The sequence below is a fragment of the Enterococcus sp. AMC2644 genome (assembly GCF_058216475.1).
Genome location: NZ_CM177095.1, coordinates 17,070 through 36,015, shown reverse-complemented (window position 1 = coordinate 36,015; position 18,946 = coordinate 17,070). Strand labels below are relative to the sequence as shown.

Below are 18,946 nucleotides of genomic sequence, written 5' to 3'. Positions count from 1 at the left end.
CTTAGACTGAATTGACTACCAAAAGCTAGACAAAAAGATAAAGGAAAGCGAGAATCTAGATGATGTCCAGACGTTCATTTGATAAAGCATTTAAAATTGCCGCTGTAAAGCTAGTGATGGAAGAAGGATTTTCTGTAAAAGAGGTTAGTCTACAGTTAGAAGTTCACGCTAATAGCTTGTATTGATGGATTCAAGAAGTTGAAAAATATGGAGAAAGTGCGTTACTCGGAAAAGAGAGCGCACTTTTTGACGTCCATTGTGAAATAAAGAAATTAGAACAAGAAAATCGTTACCTAAGAGAGGAGATACAATTTTTAAAAAGGTTCCAATTGTTCTTGAAATCAAACAAGATATCCGATTTCAGTTCTTAAAAGAGCATAAAAATGAGTCGAATATTCGAAGAGCTTGCCAGACATTGAATGTTTCAAAAGCTGGTTTTTATGAGTTTCTTAAAAGAAAACCATCCAAAAGAAAAAAAGAGAAAGAAATTTTAAAAGAAGGAATCGTTACTATTGCTCAAGAATACCATGGAAGATACGGGGCAATTCGAATAACTCAAGTATTAAATAAAAAAGGAATTATCGTTAATCGAAAACCTATCGGAAAGCTACTCCATCAACTCGGACTATATGCCAAGGAAAGTACCTATAGATATAAGTATTATAACCGAATAGCGCTTTCTCTTACTCGCCCCAATCTTATTAACCAAATGTTTCAAGCGCCAGAAAAAAATAAAATTTGGCTAGGAGATACTACATCCACTTCTCTGAGAAAAGGCGCACTTTATTTGTTTTTCTTCATTGATGTCTGCAAGAGAAAAATTCTTGGTTGGTATATGTTACCTAGAATGAAAGATTAATTAGTTGTAGACTCGTTCCTTCAAGCATTTGGAAAAGAGCATCCTGAGCCAGGATTAATTGTTCACACAGATCAAGCGATATACAAGTACGAAATTCCAAGCAGAACTAAGAAAAAAGCGGAAATTTCTAGTAGGAGTCGAAAAGGAAATCCTTACGATAATGTCTTAATAGAATCTTTTTATAAAACAATAAAAGAGAGCTGATTAATGACGCTCAATTCAGAGATATCGATTAGGATCAAATAGAACTATTTAAATATATTGAAACTTACTATAACACAAAACGTATATATTCTGCCCTTGGCTATCAATCTCCTAAAGACTTTGAAAAAAATTCCACTTATTCTCTTAACTAAGTGTCCAGTTTTTCTTGACAACTCCAGTCTAACTTTTGGGTATCACCATACACAGGTCTTTTTTGATAAATAATATCCTATATATTTTTTACACCTTGAATTATCAAATTAAGTGCAACGAAACATTATAAAAAGCTTCATACGGTGTTTTCCAGTTTAAACATTTTCTTGGTCGTAGATTTAACCTCTCAATATAGCCCTGAATGACTTCATTAGGGATAGAATCTATTTCTTGAAATTTTGGGAAGTATTCTCGTAATAAACCATTTGTATTTTCGTTTGTTCCTCTTTGCCAAGGGGCGTGAGGATCAGGAAAATAAAATGGGATTTGATGAAGTTCATTTGTAATCTCTGGATGTTTTGAAAATTCTTTTCCACGATCCGGAGTAATAGACTTAAGATAGTTTTTAGGAATAGTAGAAAATAATGCGATTATTTTATTCTTAACTAGTTCTGATAACTTCTTTTCAATTTTACCACTTAATAAGAATCTTGTTTTCCGATCTGTCAACGTGACCAAACAGGCACGTCCTGTTTTCCCAGCGACTGTATCCGCTTCCCAATGTCCGATTTCAGAACGATCCTTTGCTTTTTGAGAACGCTCATGAATCGTATGCGTAATCCGTATTTTCCCTCTCTTTTCTATGTGTTCTTTTGTATGACGTGTTTTCCCACGATGTCGTAAAGAGCGAACAAGTCCTCGATTCCCCTCTTTTAAAGGTGTTGTTTCTAAAAGCCCATGATAAATTCCTCGATAAATGGTCGAATAACTAATTGAAAAATCTTTCTTTTCCCTCTTTATACGAAAAGAAATCTCTTCTGGCGACCATTGTTGTTCAACAAATAGTTTTCGAACCAATGCCCAAATTGTAGGGTTTGATAAGAGTGATTTCCGTCCACATTTTTGTTTTCTTAAAGAGTAAAAGCTTTGTGCTGTAGATGGTGAGTAACACTGTTTTCGTGTGTTTCGTTTTAATTCTCTAGAAACAGTTGAAGGACTACGATGGATAATCTGTGCAATTTTCGCATGGAGAATCCTTGATTAGACAATAAGTATATTTTTTCTCGTTCAAATATTGTAAGATAGTTATAGTGATTCATAGTAATCTTCCTCTCAATAGTGTTCTCGACAAACCTATTCTAACTGGAAGTTTACTATGAGTCCTTTTTTATCTTTTAGGTGTTGCACTTAAAATGTATATTCAAGCTAGTAAAAAAGTGTTGGTAGAAAATCAGAAAGTTTTCTATCAACACTAAATACTATAAAACTTTTTGTATTTATATTTGATTTGGTTAGTTTTATCGTTAAAAGTAGATATTATCTATAGTGTAGATAGGTGTTAATATACAGTAGTGGTAGCGCTATTATATACTTTTTAGGAGGAAAATAAATGGATACTTTTATTACTAAATTGGAAAAGTTTATTGCACCAGTTGCATCTTGGTTAAGTAACAATCGTATTATTCAATCGATATCAAAAGGGTTAATGGTATGTATGCCGATAATTATGATTGGAGCGATTGCATCAATTTTTCAAAATTTCCCGATTACTGCTTATCAAGAGTTTATTAGTACTACTTATTTAGGAACTAGTTTAACTTCAATTGTTAATGTTACAACAAATATGTTAGCAGTTTATGTGGTAGCAGCAATTAGTTATACTTATGCCAAAATGTTAAAAATCGATGGATTTGTTTGTGCTTTACTGGCATTAATGAATTTTTTCGTTGTAACACCGATGGAAATTACTGGTGAAGGTTTTGCAGCAGTAACTAATTTACCACTCAGTTGGTTAGGAGCAAAAGGGTTATTCGCAGCAATGATTGTTTCTATTTTTACAACGATGATTTATCATTGGATTGTAAAAAATAATTTAACGATTAAATTACCCGATAGTGTGCCGCCATTTGTATCAAAATCATTTGCAGCAATTGTTCCAGGATTTATTCTTATTGTATTATTTGGTTTACTTGCCTTCTTGTTCTCATTAACACCTTATGGGGATCTACATGATGCGATTTATTCAATTATTCAAGTTCCGTTGAGTAATATCGGAGTTAGTGTTTGGGCATCGGCACTTATTTATATGTTATCAGGACTTTGCTGGTTTTTCGGTATTCATGGAATTGCTGTGATCAGTGTTGTGATGCCAATCTGGATTGGTGCGGATGCAGCAAACATCGCAGCTCTTTCTGCAGGTGAGCTAGCACCAAATATTATTACCTATAGCTGGATTAATACAGTCTCTTCTCCAGGAGGGAGTGGGGCTACGATTGGGTTAATTATTCTAGCCGTATTCTTTGCAAAGAGTCAACAATATAAATCTTTCGGAAAAATTGCTTTTATTCCGTCACTTTTTAACATTAATGAACCAGTTGTATTTGGTTTTCCAATGGTATTAAATGCAACGCTAGCTATCCCATTTATTTTTACTCCGGTAATCAATGTCTTGCTTGGTTATTTCCTAACTGTTGCAGGGATCTTACCTGTTTCTAATGGAGCTGGAGCTATGGGAATGCCGATTATTCTAAATGCCTTTTTGAATGGCGGTTGGCGTTTAACACTTTTCCAAATTTTTACGATTCTTTTATCAGTAGCTATTTATTACCCATTCTTTAAAATCCTCGATAGCAGAGCTCTTAAAGAAGAGAGATAAAAATGAAGATAGAAGGTTGATTTAATTAGCCTTTCTATCTTTTATCAATTTAATCCGCTGTACGATGTTTGCGGAAATAATAGGGAGTGCAACCCATATATTCTTTAAATTTTTTATAAAAAAAAGTTTGATTATGGTAACCAACAGTTGCTGCAACTTCTTCAACTGAGAGGTCAGTATTTTTTAATAAGAAAACAGCTTTATTGATCTTATGATTAATCACTAGCTCCTTAAATGTTCGATTGGTATGAGTTTTTAGGAGACGAGCAATGTAATTTGGGTGATAGTTAAACACATTTGAGAGTTGATTTAAATCTATATCTAAATAGTTTTCTTCTATATACTTTAATATAGAGAGAACTGTTGCAGGTTCAGATATATTTCTTTGTTCAATTAATTCATGATTACGAATTAATTCAGCGAAAAATATGATCAAATAAGATTTAATGGTTTCTTCTGAATAGAAATCATTCTTCATGTATTCGATTAGCATATTCTCTACAATTTCATTGATATGAAATTGATTGTTGGGATGAAAAATCATAAATTTCTCATTTGTGTTATCTTCGGAAATTGCTTGTAAAATAAACTCAGGGATAAAACTAAATTTTGAGAGACGATTTAAAAAAGCATCATTGAAAAAAGATTTTTTCATTATAATGTTTATAACAATATCATTTTCAAAAACTTCACCAATCGTATGAACAACATTAGAATCAAGAAGACATAAGTCACCCTGAGTGAGTGAAATTGTTTTTTCTTCAAAAATTTGTTTACAAGAGCCTTGATATACATAGGTCAATTCTATATGACTATGTTTGTGCAGAGGAGGTTCTGTGAAACGCGTATGTTGCACAAACTCGATATCATTATAAGTAAAAAAGGATCGTTGTGGGTCATTTTGAAAAAACTTATTTTGATGAAGAGAATTTGTTAAATCAAATATTGGAGTTTCCTCCAAGGATATTGTTTTAAAAAAAGAGTCTCTGTTTTCAGGATGATTCTGATATTCAATTTCTTTTGTAGTGAGTTCATTTAGCAAATTTTGTAATTCGTTTTTATTCATTCTATCAACTCCAGTTTTTTCTGAAAGAGGTAAAAATTATGAAAATTTTTGATTTGACAGTTAATTATTTAGAAACACCAATTGGTTATGATTTTTCTAGCTCAAGTTTTTCATATAAGGTAAATGATGATAAAGGAAGTAAAGCTGTAGCGCATCAGCTAGACATTGCTAGTGATAGCGACTTTACAGATATATTATACACTAACAATAATAAAGAAACCAAAATCCCATTATTTTATGTTGAGCAGAAATTTGCTTCAAGAACTCGGTATTATTGGAGAATATCGGTTTGGAATGATTTAGGAGTGTCATCGAGTAGTACCAGTTGGTTTGAAACAGGTAAATTAAATGAAAAATGGCAGAGTCAGTGGATTTCACCGAAAAATAAAAATTATAGCGCGCCCAAATTGTTCGCTAGCTTTCAAACGAAAAAAGAAATTAAAACGGCCCGACTATATATTGTGGGATTGGGTTTATACGAGGCGTATTTAAACAATGAAAAAATTAGTGAAGAACTGTTTACTCCGGGATACAATAATTATCATGAATGGATTCAATACCAAAGTTATGACGTGACTAATTATTTGAAAAAGGACAATTTGATCGAAGTTATTCTTGGTAAAGGTTGGTACTTAGGTAATTTTGGTTTTCATGGTGGATCAGAGAATATTTACGGCAATCAATTTTTATTAACCGCTGAATTAAGAATCGTCTATAAGGATGGGAGTGAAGAGGTATTTACCACTGATTCAAGTTGGAAGTCAACTGAATCAACTATTCAAGAGAATTCAATTTATTATGGTGAGGATATTGATGATACTATTGACAATCGTTTTCTTTCAGATGTAGAAGTTGTGAATGGGCCAACAAGTAAATTACGAGAAAGAATGAGTCCTCCAGTAAAAATTATGGAAGAATTACCGGTCCAATCAGTTAGTTATAATCCAGAGATGGTTCTTGATATGGGACAAAATATGGTAGGTTGGATTAAATTCTTTAATACATTACCAAAAGGGGCAAAGATAAAATTTGAATTTGCTGAAACATTAGTAAATGGTCAATTTTACCGTGAAAATCTCCGTGAAGCACGGGCAGCATTTGATTATGTATCGAATGGCGAAGAAAAGTGGGTACATCCGCACTTTAGCTTTTTTGGTTTTCGCTATGTGAAAGTTAGCGGTTGGCCAGAAAACATTGAATTTGATACAAAAAGAGTAATTGGGCAAGTAATTTATTCTGAAATGAAGCGAACAGGTACCTTTGAAACAAGTAATGAAAAATTGAATCGATTATATGAAAATATTATTTGGTCACAAAAAGGAAACTTTCTAGAGGTACCAATGGATTGTCCACAACGTGATGAACGAATGGGATGGACAGGGGATGCGCAAATTTTTTCTAAAACAGCCATGTATAACTATCATACAGCAGCTTTTTTTGCAAAATACGGACGAGATATGTATTCAGAACAAATCAATCATCAAGGCGCCCCAACAATGACTATTCCAGATGTCCCATCAGATATGAATAAAGGAAGTGTAGCTGCCGGAGTTTGGGGCGATGCAGCAACAATTATTCCATGGAATGTCTATCAAGTCACTGGAGATATCCGTATTCTTAAATCACAATTTAATAGTATGAAAGCGTGGATCGACTACGTATATTCTCGTGAATTTTATAAAGGCTTATGGGTAAATGACTTCCAGTTTGGCGACTGGTTAGCTTTAGATGGTGAAAGTCTATTGTCGCCTTTTGGAGGAACCGAAGAGCAATTTGTTGCAAATGTTTTTATTCTGTATTCTTTAAGAATTATGAAAGAAGTGTCTAGAATTATAGGAGAAGACAGTTCTGTATACAAAGAGAGAAGTGAAGAATTACAAAAAGCAATTCAAAATGAATATTTAACTAAAAATGGTCGACTAGCGATGGATACACAAACCGGTTATGTCTTAACATTATATTTTGATTTAATTCCTGAAAATGCACGACTAGCTATGATTGAAAAATTGAGAATAAGACTAGCAAAAGATAACTATCACCTGAAAACAGGTTTTGTAGGAACACCGTTTTTAAATTTAGTTTTAAGTGATTCAGGTTTAAATGATATTGCCTACACTTTATTATTAAACGAGGATTACCCTAGTTGGCTCTATGCAATTAACCTTGGAGCTACTACTATTTGGGAAAGATGGAATTCCGTGCTGCCTGACGGTACGATGAATCCACAAGGAATGAACTCCTTGAATCACTATGCCTATGGAGCGATAGGACAATGGTTATATGAATATGTTTTAGGAATTCGCTCAGCTAGTGCGGGTTTTCATGAAATCATTATTGCCCCAGAAATTCATTGGAGTTTGAGTGAGGCAAAAGGATCTTTTGAGACAGCAAATGGTAAAGTGTTTGTCCATTGGCAACTAGATGATCAAAATAATATTACGATGAACATGGAAATTCCTTTTAATACGGAAGCGATTGTTCAATTACCGTATATTTCTGAGCAAAATCTTCAACAAATAGCTGAATATGATAGAGAGAAAAAACAATTAAAATTAGTGAACGGAAAATATAGTTTCCATTATCCATCTACTGAAAATTTAGTACGACCTTTTGATCGCGAAGTTTTACTAGTACATTTGTTAGAGGACCCATTGACTTCAAGTTATTTACACCAACATTTTAAGAGCCATAAACTACTATCTGATAGTTCGAAAAGAAGATATAAACAGCATTCGTTAAAAGAACTAGTAGCGATTCATGTCATTGAAGAAAAAGATATGTTGCATTTTATTGATAAACTAAATCGGATGAGAGGGTAGAGTCATGAAGAAAAAATTTTTATGGGGAACTGCTTTGGCTGCGAATCAGTCCGAAGGAGCATTCCTTTCAGATGGTAAGGGCGAAAGTATCGTGGATAGATTACCAGCTGGTAAAGAACGATTTAAAGTAATGAGTAATCCAGAAAACAATGCGGAGACAACTCATACATTTTATCCTAGTCATCACGGGATAAAATTCTATGAATTTTATAAAGAAGATATCAAATTGCTCAGTGAAATGGGAATTAATGCTTTACGTCTTTCGATTAGTTGGCCAAGAATTTTTCCAAACGGAATTGAGGAAGAAGCAAATGAACAAGGGTTGTTATTTTATGATTCGGTATTTCAAGAATTAGAAAAATATCAAATTACACCTATTATTACAATGAATCACTTTGATACGCCTTATTACCTTTCAAAAGAATATAATGGTTGGTCCAATGTAGTAACGAAAGACGCCTTTATAAAATATGCAAAAGTCTTGTTAACTCGTTATGGAAAACAAGTAAAGTACTGGATTCCATGCAATGAAATTAATATGGCCAGTCATTTACCTTATGTCGGAGCAGGATTACAAAATCATAGCAATGACCATGTTGTCCAAGCAATCCACCATTTGCTCACGGCAAATGCTATGACTAAAAAGATAGCTAAAGAAATTAATCCAGCAATTCAAATTGGAGGAATGGTAGCAGCAGGAAATACTTATCCTGCTACTTCGAATCCCGAAGATGTGCTACTTTCAATTAAAAAGGATCAGGAAAATTTGATCTTTTTAGATGTTCAAAGTAGAGGAATGTATCCAAGCTATTATTTAAAACAATTAGAGTCAAAAGAAGTTGAATTTGAAATATCTGAGGAAGATATCAAATTGTTGAAGGAAAATACAATTGATTTCATCTCATTCAGCTACTACAACTCTAGAATGTGTTCCAGTGATAAAAATCAAGAAAGCAATCAATCGGGAAATGTATTTGCAACACTAAAAAATCCCTATCTTTCAGAGACTGATTGGGGTTGGCAAATTGATCCAGTTGGCTTAAGAATTACAATGAACACATTGTATGACCGATATCAAAAACCATTGATGATTGTAGAAAATGGTTTAGGAGCAAAAGATGTTGTAATCGAGGGTCAGATTGATGATAGTTATCGAATTGATTTTTTAAAAGCTCATTTGCAACAAGTTGAATTGGCTGTAGAGGAAGATGGCGTTGATTTATTAGGTTACTTAAATTGGAGTGGTCTCGATATCAACAGTGCTTCAACCGGGCAAATGTCAAAAAGATATGGATTTGTGTATGTGGATTTAGACGATGAAGGCAAGGGATCGTTTAAACGTATCCCAAAAAAGTCCTATTATTGGTACAAAGAATATTTAGCTTCAAATGATAAACTGTTCAACTAAAAAATAAGAGGAGAATCAGAAATGGACGAAAAAAATTTAGAATCGATAATGGGTTTAATTATGAATAGTGGCAATGCCAAAAGTGATGCAATGGAAGCAATTGCAGCCGCTAAGGAAGGAAATTTTGAATTAGCCGACGAAAAAATCAAATCAGCCAATGATAGCTTGGTTTTAGCCCATCATTCACAAACAGGTCTACTAACTCAAGAAGCACAAGGAAATCATATGACGGTCACTTTATTAGCAGTTCATAGTCAGGATCATTTGATGACAGCAATTGCCTTTACTGATTTAGCCAAAGAAGTTATTGATATTTATCGGAAAATTAGCAAAGAATTTTAGGAGGAAATATTATGGAAAAAAAAGTAATTATGTTGGTTTGTTCAGCAGGTATGAGTACAAGCATGTTGGTCACAAAAATGGAGCAAGCGGCCAAAGCCAAAAATGTTGATACTGAGATTTTTGCAACATCTGCTTCAGAAGCAGATCAAAATTTGGAGAGTAAAGCAATTGACGTTGTCTTGTTAGGCCCTCAAGTTCGCTTTATGGAGAAGCAATTTAAGGAAAAATTAGCACCTAAAAAAATCCCCTGTGCGATTATTAATATGTCTGATTATGGCATGATGAATGGGGAAAATGTTTTGAAAGTAGCATTGGAATTGATACCATAGAATTAGAGTAGGATTCTTTTGAAAACTATAATTCTAGCAAATATTTAAGCCTGTTTGATTTTTAATATCAGACAGGCTTTTTTACATGATGATTAGGAAGTTAACTGTAACGATAAAAATAGGCATTAAGAACCAAAATGCTACCAAGAAAATTATTTACTGGAAGTAAGTGAACGGATATTTTAGTTTCAGTATCTGAAAAAGTCAATGCAGCTTATACTTCTGAATTTTATACAAATGAACCAACAATTACCATCAACGCTTTTGAAAAGGGAAAGGATACTATATGGAAGCCGAATTAGATTGAGAGTTGAATGGGCATAACTTTAAATAAAATATAGCTCATAAACAAGAGTAAATATATCAACGATAAAGAACTATAATAGAAAATATTATTAATGTAATTGCTGTTATATCAGTGGTTTAAATGATTTTTAACAGTTTGTTGGCATCTGTGAAATGAACACAATTTACATGAATTTTGGCTATGGAGAAACGCTTGTTGGTTATGTATACTAACGATAGATATTTGAAAGCGCGGTCAGATTCTAATAAAAGTTTTGAAAGGAATAAAACAATATGAAATTTTTAGACAAATTCCAGCAATTATTGGAAAAAACATTGGTTCCATTCTCAAATAAATTAGGTCAAAATAAAGTGATGCAGAGTATTTCTGCCGGAATGATTATGACATTGCCAGTGACAATTGGCGCTTCATTTTTTTCTATTTTAGCTAATTTTCCGATTAAAGCAGTCAACGAATGGTTTCAATCAATAGGTATTTCTGCTTCAATGAATGCCATTGTTAATGGTTCAACCAGTATTTTAGCTGTTTTTATTGCTTTTTGCATTGCGTATGCTTATGCGCAACGAAGTTCAGTAAACCCGACAGTTTCAGGACTTATTAGTTTAGCTAGTTTTTTCATGTTAGCACCTCAAAGTGTAGGTGAAGGTGACAATGCAGTCAATGCTTTTTCAATGATTTATTTAGGTAGCGAAGGAATTATTGTAGCCATTATTGTTTCTGTAGTTGTGGCCATTCTATATGCAAAATTAAGTCAAATTGAACGCTTAAAAATTAAGTTGCCTGAAACTGTTCCCACGATGGTGAGTTCTTCCTTAGAACCTCTTTTGATAGGAATTCTAATATTTTTTGGTGTATTTATTCTCCGTGCAATTTTTGATTATACTAGTTACGAAACTATTTTTGGTTTTATCAATCAAATTATTGCTCAACCATTAATGAATATTGGTGGCTCTGTACCGGCCATTTTACTTATCTTTGTCTTGTCTAACATTCTTTTTTTATTTGGAATACATCCAGCTGCTGTTCAAGCAGCAATTATGCCAATTATCATATCTATGATGGTTGGAAATGCACCAGCATTTCAAGCTGGAGAAAGAATTCCTGACTTAGCTAATTTGGCAGTTTTTGGATTTGTAAATAATGATGCTGCAGGTGGAACATTAAGTCTACTATTTGTCGGTCTTATTTTTGGTAAATCCAAACGTTATAAAGAATTTTTCAAAATTTCATTAATCCCTAATTTATTCAATATCAATGAGCCGGTTATTTTCGGAATGCCGATTGTTTTGAATCCATTAATGTTCCTTCCTTTTGCGCTATCAAGTCTGGTTTCTGGAGGAATTGCATTTTTAGCTGTAAAAATTGGATTTATTACTAATTACAATCCAATGATTGGTCTGGGAATGCCTTGGACATTACCCAAAGTCATTCAAAGTGTATTTACTGTTGGCTGGCAAGGCCCAATTATTTGGATTATTAATTTCTTCTTGTTAGCTGTATTGTATTATCCATTTTTCAAAGTTTTAGACAACCAAGCAGTAGAGGAGGAAGCAAAAATTGAGTCTAGTAACTAAACTATTATCAGATTTTCCAGAAGATTTTTTATGGGGTGCCAGTACCTCTGCTTTTCAAGTAGAGGGAGCTACTTCTGAAGGTGGTAAAGGTGAGAGCGTTGCTGATTTGCGCTCTAGAAAAAGTAAGTATTTAGATACATCAGTTAGTGTAGATCACTACCATCGTGTAGAAGAGGATGTTCTCTTGATGAAGGAACTAGGTCTAAAATCCTATCGTTTCTCCATAAGTTGGACACGAATTTTTCCAAGGGGGACAGAAGAAACCCCGAATATAAATGGTTTAGCTTTCTATCATAAATTGATTAATCTGTTAATAGAAAATGACATTGAGCCAATCGTGACAATCTTTCACTTCGATTTACCTCAAGGGTTAGTGGAGGAATACAATGGTTGGGCTGATCGACGTTGTGTGGCTGATTATGTGAAATATGCAAAAGTTCTTTTTGAAGAGTTTGGTTCTAAAGTTCGCTATTGGATTACCATTAATGAGCATTCTTTATTAGCTAATGTTCCAAGTATGATTGGATTACATGCTGAAAATATGAAAGAATTACGACAACTTGGAGAATCAGCGAATTATCATATGTTTTTAGCGCAAGCGCAGACTTTTCAATTGTGTCATGAGATGTTGCCAGGTGCTTTTATTGGTCCAGCTGTTTCCTATATGACGAATTTACCCTATAATCATACTTCGGCGGATGCTCTTTTATCAAAATCACTCGAAGATACAGTTGGATTCATCAACATGGATGTAGCGATACGAGGAGAATTTCCGACCTACTATTTGCGAAGAATAGCAGAAGAAGGAATTGTTTTACCAATCGAACCTGAAGATGAAGTAGCTTTTGCGAAAGGAAGGGCAGATTTCTTAGGCTTGAATTGGTATTGTACAAGTATTTTTCGACAAAAACCGGATGCAGACTCTAAAATGCTTAAAGGAGTTATGGGGGGAATCGAACGCTTCAAAGATCCAGCTTTACACCAAACTGATTGGGATTTTTCTTTTGATCCAGTAGGGTTACGTTATGCTTTGCAGGTTGTGCATGATCGTTATCCAGGTGTACCACTCATGATTACCGAATGTGGATGGTCGGCTCATGAAGAACTAACAGAGGATGGTCATATTCATGATACAACAAGAGTGGCTTTTCTAAATGACCATATTTACCAATTACGTGAAGCAATAAAAGATGGTATAAACGTTATTAGTTTCAATCCGTGGTCATTCATTGATTTGCTAAGTGTGAATGATGGAATGGATAAACGGTATGGCTTGGTTTTTGTCAACCGTGACAATTATTCTGAAATTGATCTGAAGCGCTATAAAAAGGATAGTTATTTTTTCTATCAACAAGTTATTGCAACAAATGCACAAAATATTACCGGAATGAGTACTTTTTCTGAAAGAAAGTAAAAGATGAAACATAATTAGTGTAAAAGATTATCCATTAAAACACTTTTTAAGCATCACGATTGCGCTCGCGATATTCATTTGGAGAAATGCCTAGTTGCCTGCGAAAAACTTTGTAAAAATAGGATGGGTTTTCATATCCTACTTTTAAAGAAATTTGTTCAATGGGAGCATTTGTATAGCTAAGGTAATCGGCTGCTACATTCACACGTTGGATTTGAACCAGTTTGATGAATGGGTAGCCGGTATTTTTCTTCAAATAGGAAGAAAGATAATTAGGATTAAAGCCGAAGTCTGTAGCCATTTGTTCTAGTGTGATTGTAGCATAATTTTTTTCAATATATAAAAGTAAAGACAACACGTTACTAGAGTCTTTCTTTTGAGTTTTTACAATATCTGAATTTTTTGATGCTACCCTAATTAACCGTGTAAAAAGAGTTAGAATTTCAAAGCGGATAATCTGATTGCTTTGCGCATCTGGTTGATAGTATTCTTCTAAAATTGAAAAAACGTTTTCTATGATTTTCTGTTCCTGATTTGTTTGAAAAAGACTATAGGTTTCATCGCCTAAATTTTCATTTGAAAGTAGAGAAAATAAAAGTGTAGAGATAGTAGGCATATTTTTATTTTTACGCATGAAATCAAAATCGTTAAGTGAAAAAGCTGAATCTTTTAATGTAAGATTCATAACGAGTGATTGTTTGGGAATAGTCTTTACTCGGTGAATTGTTCGATTTCCGACAATGAGAATATCATTTTGTTTCACATGAATCGATTCGTTTTTAGTGAGTACAGTACAATCTCCCTGTAAAGGAATGATCAATTCTACATAATTATGGATATGATAAGGAATATATGAAATAACCGGTTGAACAGAAATAGCAATGGAATGGGGACTAATTTCCAAAGAATTATCAAATGTATAAAAAAATTCATAGACAGGTTCTTGATTTATCTGACTTATAATTTTTGGACTCATCGAAGGAACCAATATATTCCAATCACGGGGTGCTTTTAATTTGTTGAGTATGTCGAAAATATTTAAATTCAAAAAGACTCCTCCTTTTTATTGTAAATAATACAATTCCATACATCTTTTTTATAATAGTATCATATTTGTATGTCACTTATAAATAAAATAGTCAATCAAGAAAGAAGGTAAGCTACGAATGATAGACTTAACTTTAAAACCATATAATTTATCACAAATGGACTCTCAAAAAGTCAAAAAAATTGTTTCAGAAATGAGCGTAGAAGAAAAAATAGGACAGCTCTTTTTTGTTATTGGTCCAGATGAAAATCAAACCAATATTGCAGAATTTGTTCAAAAATATCAACCGGGTGGTATGATGTATCGACCAGATTCTGCCAAAAAAATCAAACGGAAGTTAACTGTTGCTCAACAATCAAGTTCTTTGCCGTTGTTTACAGCAGCCAATCTCGAATCTGGTGGTAATGGGATTATTACAGAAGGAACATGGGTGGGAATGCCGTTGCAGATAGCAGCATCAGATGATGTAGAAAGTGCCTATCAGCTTGGTAGAATTTCGAGTGTTGAAGCCAATCAAGTTGCTTGTAACATGTCGTTTTCACCAATTATTGATATTGATTTAAATTTTCGTAATCCCATAACGAATACTCGAACGTTTGGAAATGATATCCAACGAATTTCAGAAATGGCGACGGCACAGATGAAAGGTTTAGTCGAAAATCAGGTGGTTCCTGTTATCAAACATTTTCCGGGAGACGGAGTGGATGAGCGCGATCAACATTTAGTTACTTCAGTTAATTCGTTATCAAAAGAAGAATGGTCTGCTACTTTTGGTCACCTCTATCAAAAATTTATTGATGATGGGATTCCATGTATTATGATTGGTCATATCATGCAACCTGCTTGGGAACGAGCGTTGAATCCACAATTATCAAATCATGAACATTTACCAGCCTCGGTATCTTCGTTACTAATTAATGGGTTGTTACGTCAAGAGCTTGGCTTTGAAGGCTTAGCAATCAGTGATGCGACCCCCATGATTGGCTACAATGTTGCTTTGCCAAGACATGAGCTGCTACCAGCAACAATCAATGCGGGTGTAGATATGTTGTTATTTAATAAAAATATTGATGAAGACTATCAAATTATTCGTCAAGCAGTTGAAAGTGGCAACATTTCCTATGAGAGACTCGACGAAGCGGTAACTAGAATCATTGGCACAAAAGTAGCACAAGAAATTATGGATACTGACAGAAAGTATACAGTTCTCGTCCCTGATAAAATCAACTTACCTTTGATAAATCATCAAGAAATTGCTAAAAAAATAGCCAAAAAATCAGTTACTTTAGTTAAAGATTCAAAAAAATTACTACCTATCACACCTGAGAAGTATCCGCGAATCCGTTTGATTGTCCTTGGAGATCAAAATACGGGTGGATTCAAAGAAGGCGGTTCAGTTACGGAGCAATTTGCAGAAGGATTGGAGCAACTAGGCTTCAAGATTACTTTGTTTAATCATCAAAAATTGGACTTTCATGAAATATTTGAAGAAGGAGTCAGTGATTTAGAAGAGAAATTTGACTTGGCATTGTATGTAGCGAATGTTGAAACTGCTAGCAATCAAACTACAACACGTATTGATTGGATTCATTTGATGGCAGCTGATGCTCCGTGGTTTGTGCAATCGATTCCGACTATATTTGTCTCTATGGCCAATCCTTATCATCTCTTTGATGTGCCCTATGTTTCTACTTATATCAATGCATACAGTGGAAATCAGCCGAGTATTGATGCTGTTTTGAATAAAATTTCAGGAAGAGAGCCTTTTGAAGGGATAAATCCAATTGATCCATTTTGTGGAAATCCTTTTATCTAGATGTAGATGCGAATATCGAAGAAACTTTACGAAAAACTGTATAGGATAAAAAATTCTAAGTAAAATTAGAATTTTTTAACGATAGATTAACAGTGAAAATAGAAATGAGGGATTATTTATGGAGATTTCAGAAATTTTAATCAATCATATGCATGAACCTATGGGATTTCAGTTACAAGATTTAAGAATTGAATTTCAAGTGATAGCTGAAGAATTTGTAGAAGCGAAGAAAAAACTATCGATTTGGACAGCAGATGCTCAAGAACCAATTTTTCAGAAGGAAGAAAAGTATACGAATAATTTTTTCGATATTGAGATAGCTTTACAGCCTCGCACGCGTTATTTTGTTGGTGTTGAATTGATTACGTCGGAGAAAACTATTCAAGGCGAAAGTTTTTTTGAAACAGGTAAAATAGAGGAACCCTTTCAAGCCGAATGGATTGGTTCAGTTCAAGGAGAATTTCAAAACACACTGTTAAAGAAAGCAATAAGAACAACAAAGAAGATTATCCAAGCGCGTCTTTATATGACTGGATTAGGTGTATACGAAACATTGATTAATCAACAAAAAGTTGGAGAAGAGTTTTTAGCACCAGGAATCACAGCTTATGATCAATGGATTCAGGTTCAAACATATGATATTACCAGCTACTTTGATCATTCTGGAATTCATGAATTATGTATTTCTTTAGGCGATGGGTGGTTCAAAGGCAGAATGGGTTTTGAAGGTGGACAAGAAAAAATATATGGTTCACAACAAATGGCAATCGCTGAATATCATTTGCTCTACGAAGATGGCCAGGAAGAAGTTATCGGAACGGATACTAGCTGGCAAACTACCGATGGAAAGATAACAAAATCAGCTATCTATTATGGGGAAGACTTTGACGCTACTAAAGAAGTGACTGGTTGGCAATCAGCGGATATTCTTTCGCAGGATAAAACACTATTGCAAGATCGTTTAAGTCTTCCAATTAAAAAAATGGATAGCTTACCAGTTGAAAAAATAATTGAAACTCCTTTGAATGAGCAAGTCCTTGATTTTGGTCAAAATCAGGCAGGGTGGATAGAGTTTTATAATCGAGAACCCAAAGGAACGAGAATTATTTTTGAAATGGGCGAAATTTTGCAAAATGGTAATTTTTATCGAGAAAATTTGCGAGAAGCTCGTGCCGCATTTGTGTATATTTCGGATGGGGAAAATGGCTGGATTCGCCCACATTTCACTTATTATGGCTATCGGTATGTAAAAGTGTCGGGAACAACCTTACCTTTACGACCAGAAGATTATTGCGCAGCAGTGATGTATTCAGAAATGAAAACAACAGGAGGCATTGTTACCAATAACCCAAAAGTAAATCGTTTGTTTCAAAATGTGATGTGGGGGCAAAAAAGTAACTTCTTTGATGTACCAACTGATTGTCCACAACGAGATGAACGTTTAGGATGGACAGGGGATGCAAGTGTCTTTGTTAGTACAGCTGCGTTTAACATGGATGTATTTGCCTTCTTCAAAAAATATATGAAGGATATTGCTATCGAACAACAACTACATGAGGGACGTACCCCAATGTATGCCCCAGCATTTGGAAATCTTAGTGGTGGCCCAGCCGTTTGGGGTGACGCTGCAACTATTATTCCTTGGCAAATGTATCAAACAACTGGAGATTTGGCGATTTTAAAACAAAACTATTCAGAAATGAAAGCATGGGTGGATTGGATTAGTCACCAAACAACAACTAGCTATCTTTGGACCGGAAGTTTTCAGTTTGGAGATTGGTTAGCTTTAGATGGTGAGAATCCTGCTCTGCCAACTGGAAAAACGGACGAAAATTTTATTGCTTCTGTGTATTACTATTACTCTGCACAAATCGTTGCTAACACGGCTATTTTGTTAGAGAAAAAACAAGATTTTCAAGCTTATCGAGAATTAGCGCATAGTATCAAACGTGCCATTCGAGAAGAGTTTATTTCAGCTACAGGGCGTTTAACAATCGATACCCAAACTGCCTATGCTTTGGCTTTGTACTTTGAACTTGTTGAGGAACAATATATACCTCGAGTAGTCAAAGATTTACTCACACGTTTAGATAAAGACCAAAATCACTTGCAAACGGGATTTGTAGGTACGCCATTTATTTGTCAAGTGTTATCAAAATACGGGGAACATAAAAGAGCAGTACAAATCTTCTTGCAAGAGGATTTACCTAGTTGGCTATATGCAGTCAATTTAGGAGCTACAACCATTTGGGAACGTTGGGATTCTGTTCAGCCTGACGGAACACTAAATCCATCAGGGATGAATTCTTTAAATCATTACAGTATTGGTGCTGTAATGGAATGGGCCTATTGTTATTTATTAGGTATACAAAGAAAAGAAGCTGGCTATCAGGCCATTATTTTAGCACCTTGTTTTGATTATCGATTCAATCAAGTAACAGGGTACTACGAAACAGCGTATGGTAAATTAATAATGGATTATCAGATTGAAACAGATAAAGAACATACGATTCAAATAAATCTTTCAATCCCATTTGGAATGAATGTGCAAGTCGAGTTACCTAGAGCAAGACAAGTAGTTGTTAATGGATTTTGTCAAGAAGGTCCGCTTCATTTGGTAGGTGGTCAATACATTATTTCTTATCAACCAACCGGAGATTATATTGAGCGATACCATGAAGGAACATCTGTATCTGAAATAATGCAAGACACAGAATTAGTCAAAAAAATCGATGCGATTGATCCAGTTCTATCTTTTTTTAAAACAAATTACGATGCTTTAGAAGATGGTTTGGGAATGATGTCGTTGATGAAATTGAACGAGATACTTCCATTCGTTAATATTTCTGATGAAAATTTGAAACAAATTCATCAATTATTAGCTAAGACGCCGATAGTGAGTAAAAAAATCTTAAAATGAAATAATTTAATTTTAGCGGCTCTTTGTCAAT

The 18,946-nt window shown here is 34.2% G+C and carries 11 protein-coding genes and 2 pseudogenes; 10 read left to right on the top strand and 3 right to left on the bottom strand.

The window, feature by feature from the left end; all coding sequences use genetic code 11:
* The first annotated feature begins 62 nt into the window (after positions 1-62).
* Positions 63-1,215 (top strand): annotated as a pseudogene (locus tag AC4BC5_RS00140) (IS3 family transposase).
* A gap of 103 nt (positions 1,216-1,318) precedes the next feature.
* Here AC4BC5_RS00140 and AC4BC5_RS00135 read toward each other — a convergent pair.
* Positions 1,319-2,316: pseudogene (locus AC4BC5_RS00135) on the bottom strand (IS30 family transposase).
* A gap of 290 nt (positions 2,317-2,606) precedes the next feature.
* On the opposite strand from AC4BC5_RS00135, the gene AC4BC5_RS00130 reads away from it, so the two are divergent.
* Positions 2,607-3,872, top strand: coding sequence for a PTS sugar transporter subunit IIC (locus tag AC4BC5_RS00130; RefSeq protein ID WP_490496162.1), 1,266 nt, complete (start codon positions 2,607-2,609; stop codon positions 3,870-3,872).
* Between the two features lie 49 nt (positions 3,873-3,921).
* On the opposite strand, the gene AC4BC5_RS00125 is transcribed toward AC4BC5_RS00130, so the two are convergent.
* On the bottom strand, positions 3,922-4,938 hold the full coding sequence (locus AC4BC5_RS00125; protein ID WP_490496161.1) for an AraC family transcriptional regulator: 1,017 nt from the start codon (positions 4,936-4,938) through the stop codon (positions 3,922-3,924).
* A gap of 38 nt (positions 4,939-4,976) precedes the next feature.
* Between AC4BC5_RS00125 and AC4BC5_RS00120 the strand changes: the two genes are divergently transcribed.
* The 6 genes from AC4BC5_RS00120 (at position 4,977) to AC4BC5_RS00095 (ending at position 13,131) form a co-directional block, all read left to right on the top strand.
* Positions 4,977-7,757 (top strand): alpha-L-rhamnosidase, encoded by a 2,781-nt coding sequence (locus AC4BC5_RS00120; protein WP_490496160.1) that lies wholly within the window; start codon positions 4,977-4,979, stop codon positions 7,755-7,757.
* Between the two features lie 4 nt (positions 7,758-7,761).
* Positions 7,762-9,165: a glycoside hydrolase family 1 protein gene (locus AC4BC5_RS00115; RefSeq protein WP_490496159.1), complete on the top strand. Its 1,404-nt coding sequence runs from the start codon at positions 7,762-7,764 to the stop codon at positions 9,163-9,165.
* Positions 9,166-9,186: 21 nt separating this feature from the next.
* Positions 9,187-9,507 (top strand): PTS lactose/cellobiose transporter subunit IIA, encoded by a 321-nt coding sequence (locus AC4BC5_RS00110; RefSeq protein WP_490496158.1) that lies wholly within the window; start codon positions 9,187-9,189, stop codon positions 9,505-9,507.
* 11 nt (positions 9,508-9,518) lie between these two features.
* The gene (locus AC4BC5_RS00105; RefSeq protein WP_490496157.1) at positions 9,519-9,836 is read left to right on the top strand and encodes a PTS sugar transporter subunit IIB; all 318 of its coding nucleotides are present in this window, start codon (positions 9,519-9,521) and stop codon (positions 9,834-9,836) included.
* Positions 9,837-10,415: 579 nt separating this feature from the next.
* Positions 10,416-11,717, top strand: a complete 1,302-nt coding sequence (locus AC4BC5_RS00100; protein WP_490496156.1) for a PTS sugar transporter subunit IIC — start codon at positions 10,416-10,418, stop codon at positions 11,715-11,717.
* On the top strand, positions 11,701-13,131 hold the full coding sequence (locus AC4BC5_RS00095; protein WP_490496155.1) for a glycoside hydrolase family 1 protein: 1,431 nt from the start codon (positions 11,701-11,703) through the stop codon (positions 13,129-13,131). The genes AC4BC5_RS00100 and AC4BC5_RS00095 overlap by 17 nt, the downstream gene beginning before the upstream one ends.
* Before the next feature lie 46 nt (positions 13,132-13,177).
* Here AC4BC5_RS00095 and AC4BC5_RS00090 read toward each other — a convergent pair whose 3' ends face one another.
* On the bottom strand, positions 13,178-14,179 hold the full coding sequence (locus AC4BC5_RS00090; RefSeq protein ID WP_490496154.1) for an AraC family transcriptional regulator: 1,002 nt from the start codon (positions 14,177-14,179) through the stop codon (positions 13,178-13,180).
* A gap of 118 nt (positions 14,180-14,297) precedes the next feature.
* Between AC4BC5_RS00090 and AC4BC5_RS00085 the strand changes: the two genes are divergently transcribed.
* Complete coding sequence (locus tag AC4BC5_RS00085; RefSeq protein WP_490496153.1) at positions 14,298-15,995, top strand: glycoside hydrolase family 3 protein; 1,698 nt, start codon at positions 14,298-14,300, stop codon at positions 15,993-15,995.
* Between the two features lie 118 nt (positions 15,996-16,113).
* Positions 16,114-18,915, top strand: a complete 2,802-nt coding sequence (locus AC4BC5_RS00080; RefSeq protein WP_490496151.1) for an alpha-L-rhamnosidase — start codon at positions 16,114-16,116, stop codon at positions 18,913-18,915.
* Positions 18,916-18,946 lie beyond the last annotated feature (31 nt).

What these genes read in the sequence shown, in the direction of transcription:
- AC4BC5_RS00115 (WP_490496159.1), top strand. Translation starts at nt 7,762, where the DNA reads ATGAAGAAAAAATTTTTATGGGGAACTGCTTTGGCTGCGAATCAGTCC.
- AC4BC5_RS00120 (WP_490496160.1), top strand. Translation starts at nt 4,977, where the DNA reads ATGAAAATTTTTGATTTGACAGTTAATTATTTAGAAACACCAATTGGT.
- AC4BC5_RS00085 (WP_490496153.1), top strand. Translation starts at nt 14,298, where the DNA reads ATGATAGACTTAACTTTAAAACCATATAATTTATCACAAATGGACTCT.
- AC4BC5_RS00125 (WP_490496161.1), bottom strand. Translation starts at nt 4,938, where the DNA reads ATGAATAAAAACGAATTACAAAATTTGCTAAATGAACTCACTACAAAA.
- AC4BC5_RS00110 (WP_490496158.1), top strand. Translation starts at nt 9,187, where the DNA reads ATGGACGAAAAAAATTTAGAATCGATAATGGGTTTAATTATGAATAGT.
- AC4BC5_RS00080 (WP_490496151.1), top strand. Translation starts at nt 16,114, where the DNA reads ATGGAGATTTCAGAAATTTTAATCAATCATATGCATGAACCTATGGGA.
- AC4BC5_RS00105 (WP_490496157.1), top strand. Translation starts at nt 9,519, where the DNA reads ATGGAAAAAAAAGTAATTATGTTGGTTTGTTCAGCAGGTATGAGTACA.
- AC4BC5_RS00100 (WP_490496156.1), top strand. Translation starts at nt 10,416, where the DNA reads ATGAAATTTTTAGACAAATTCCAGCAATTATTGGAAAAAACATTGGTT.
- AC4BC5_RS00130 (WP_490496162.1), top strand. Translation starts at nt 2,607, where the DNA reads ATGGATACTTTTATTACTAAATTGGAAAAGTTTATTGCACCAGTTGCA.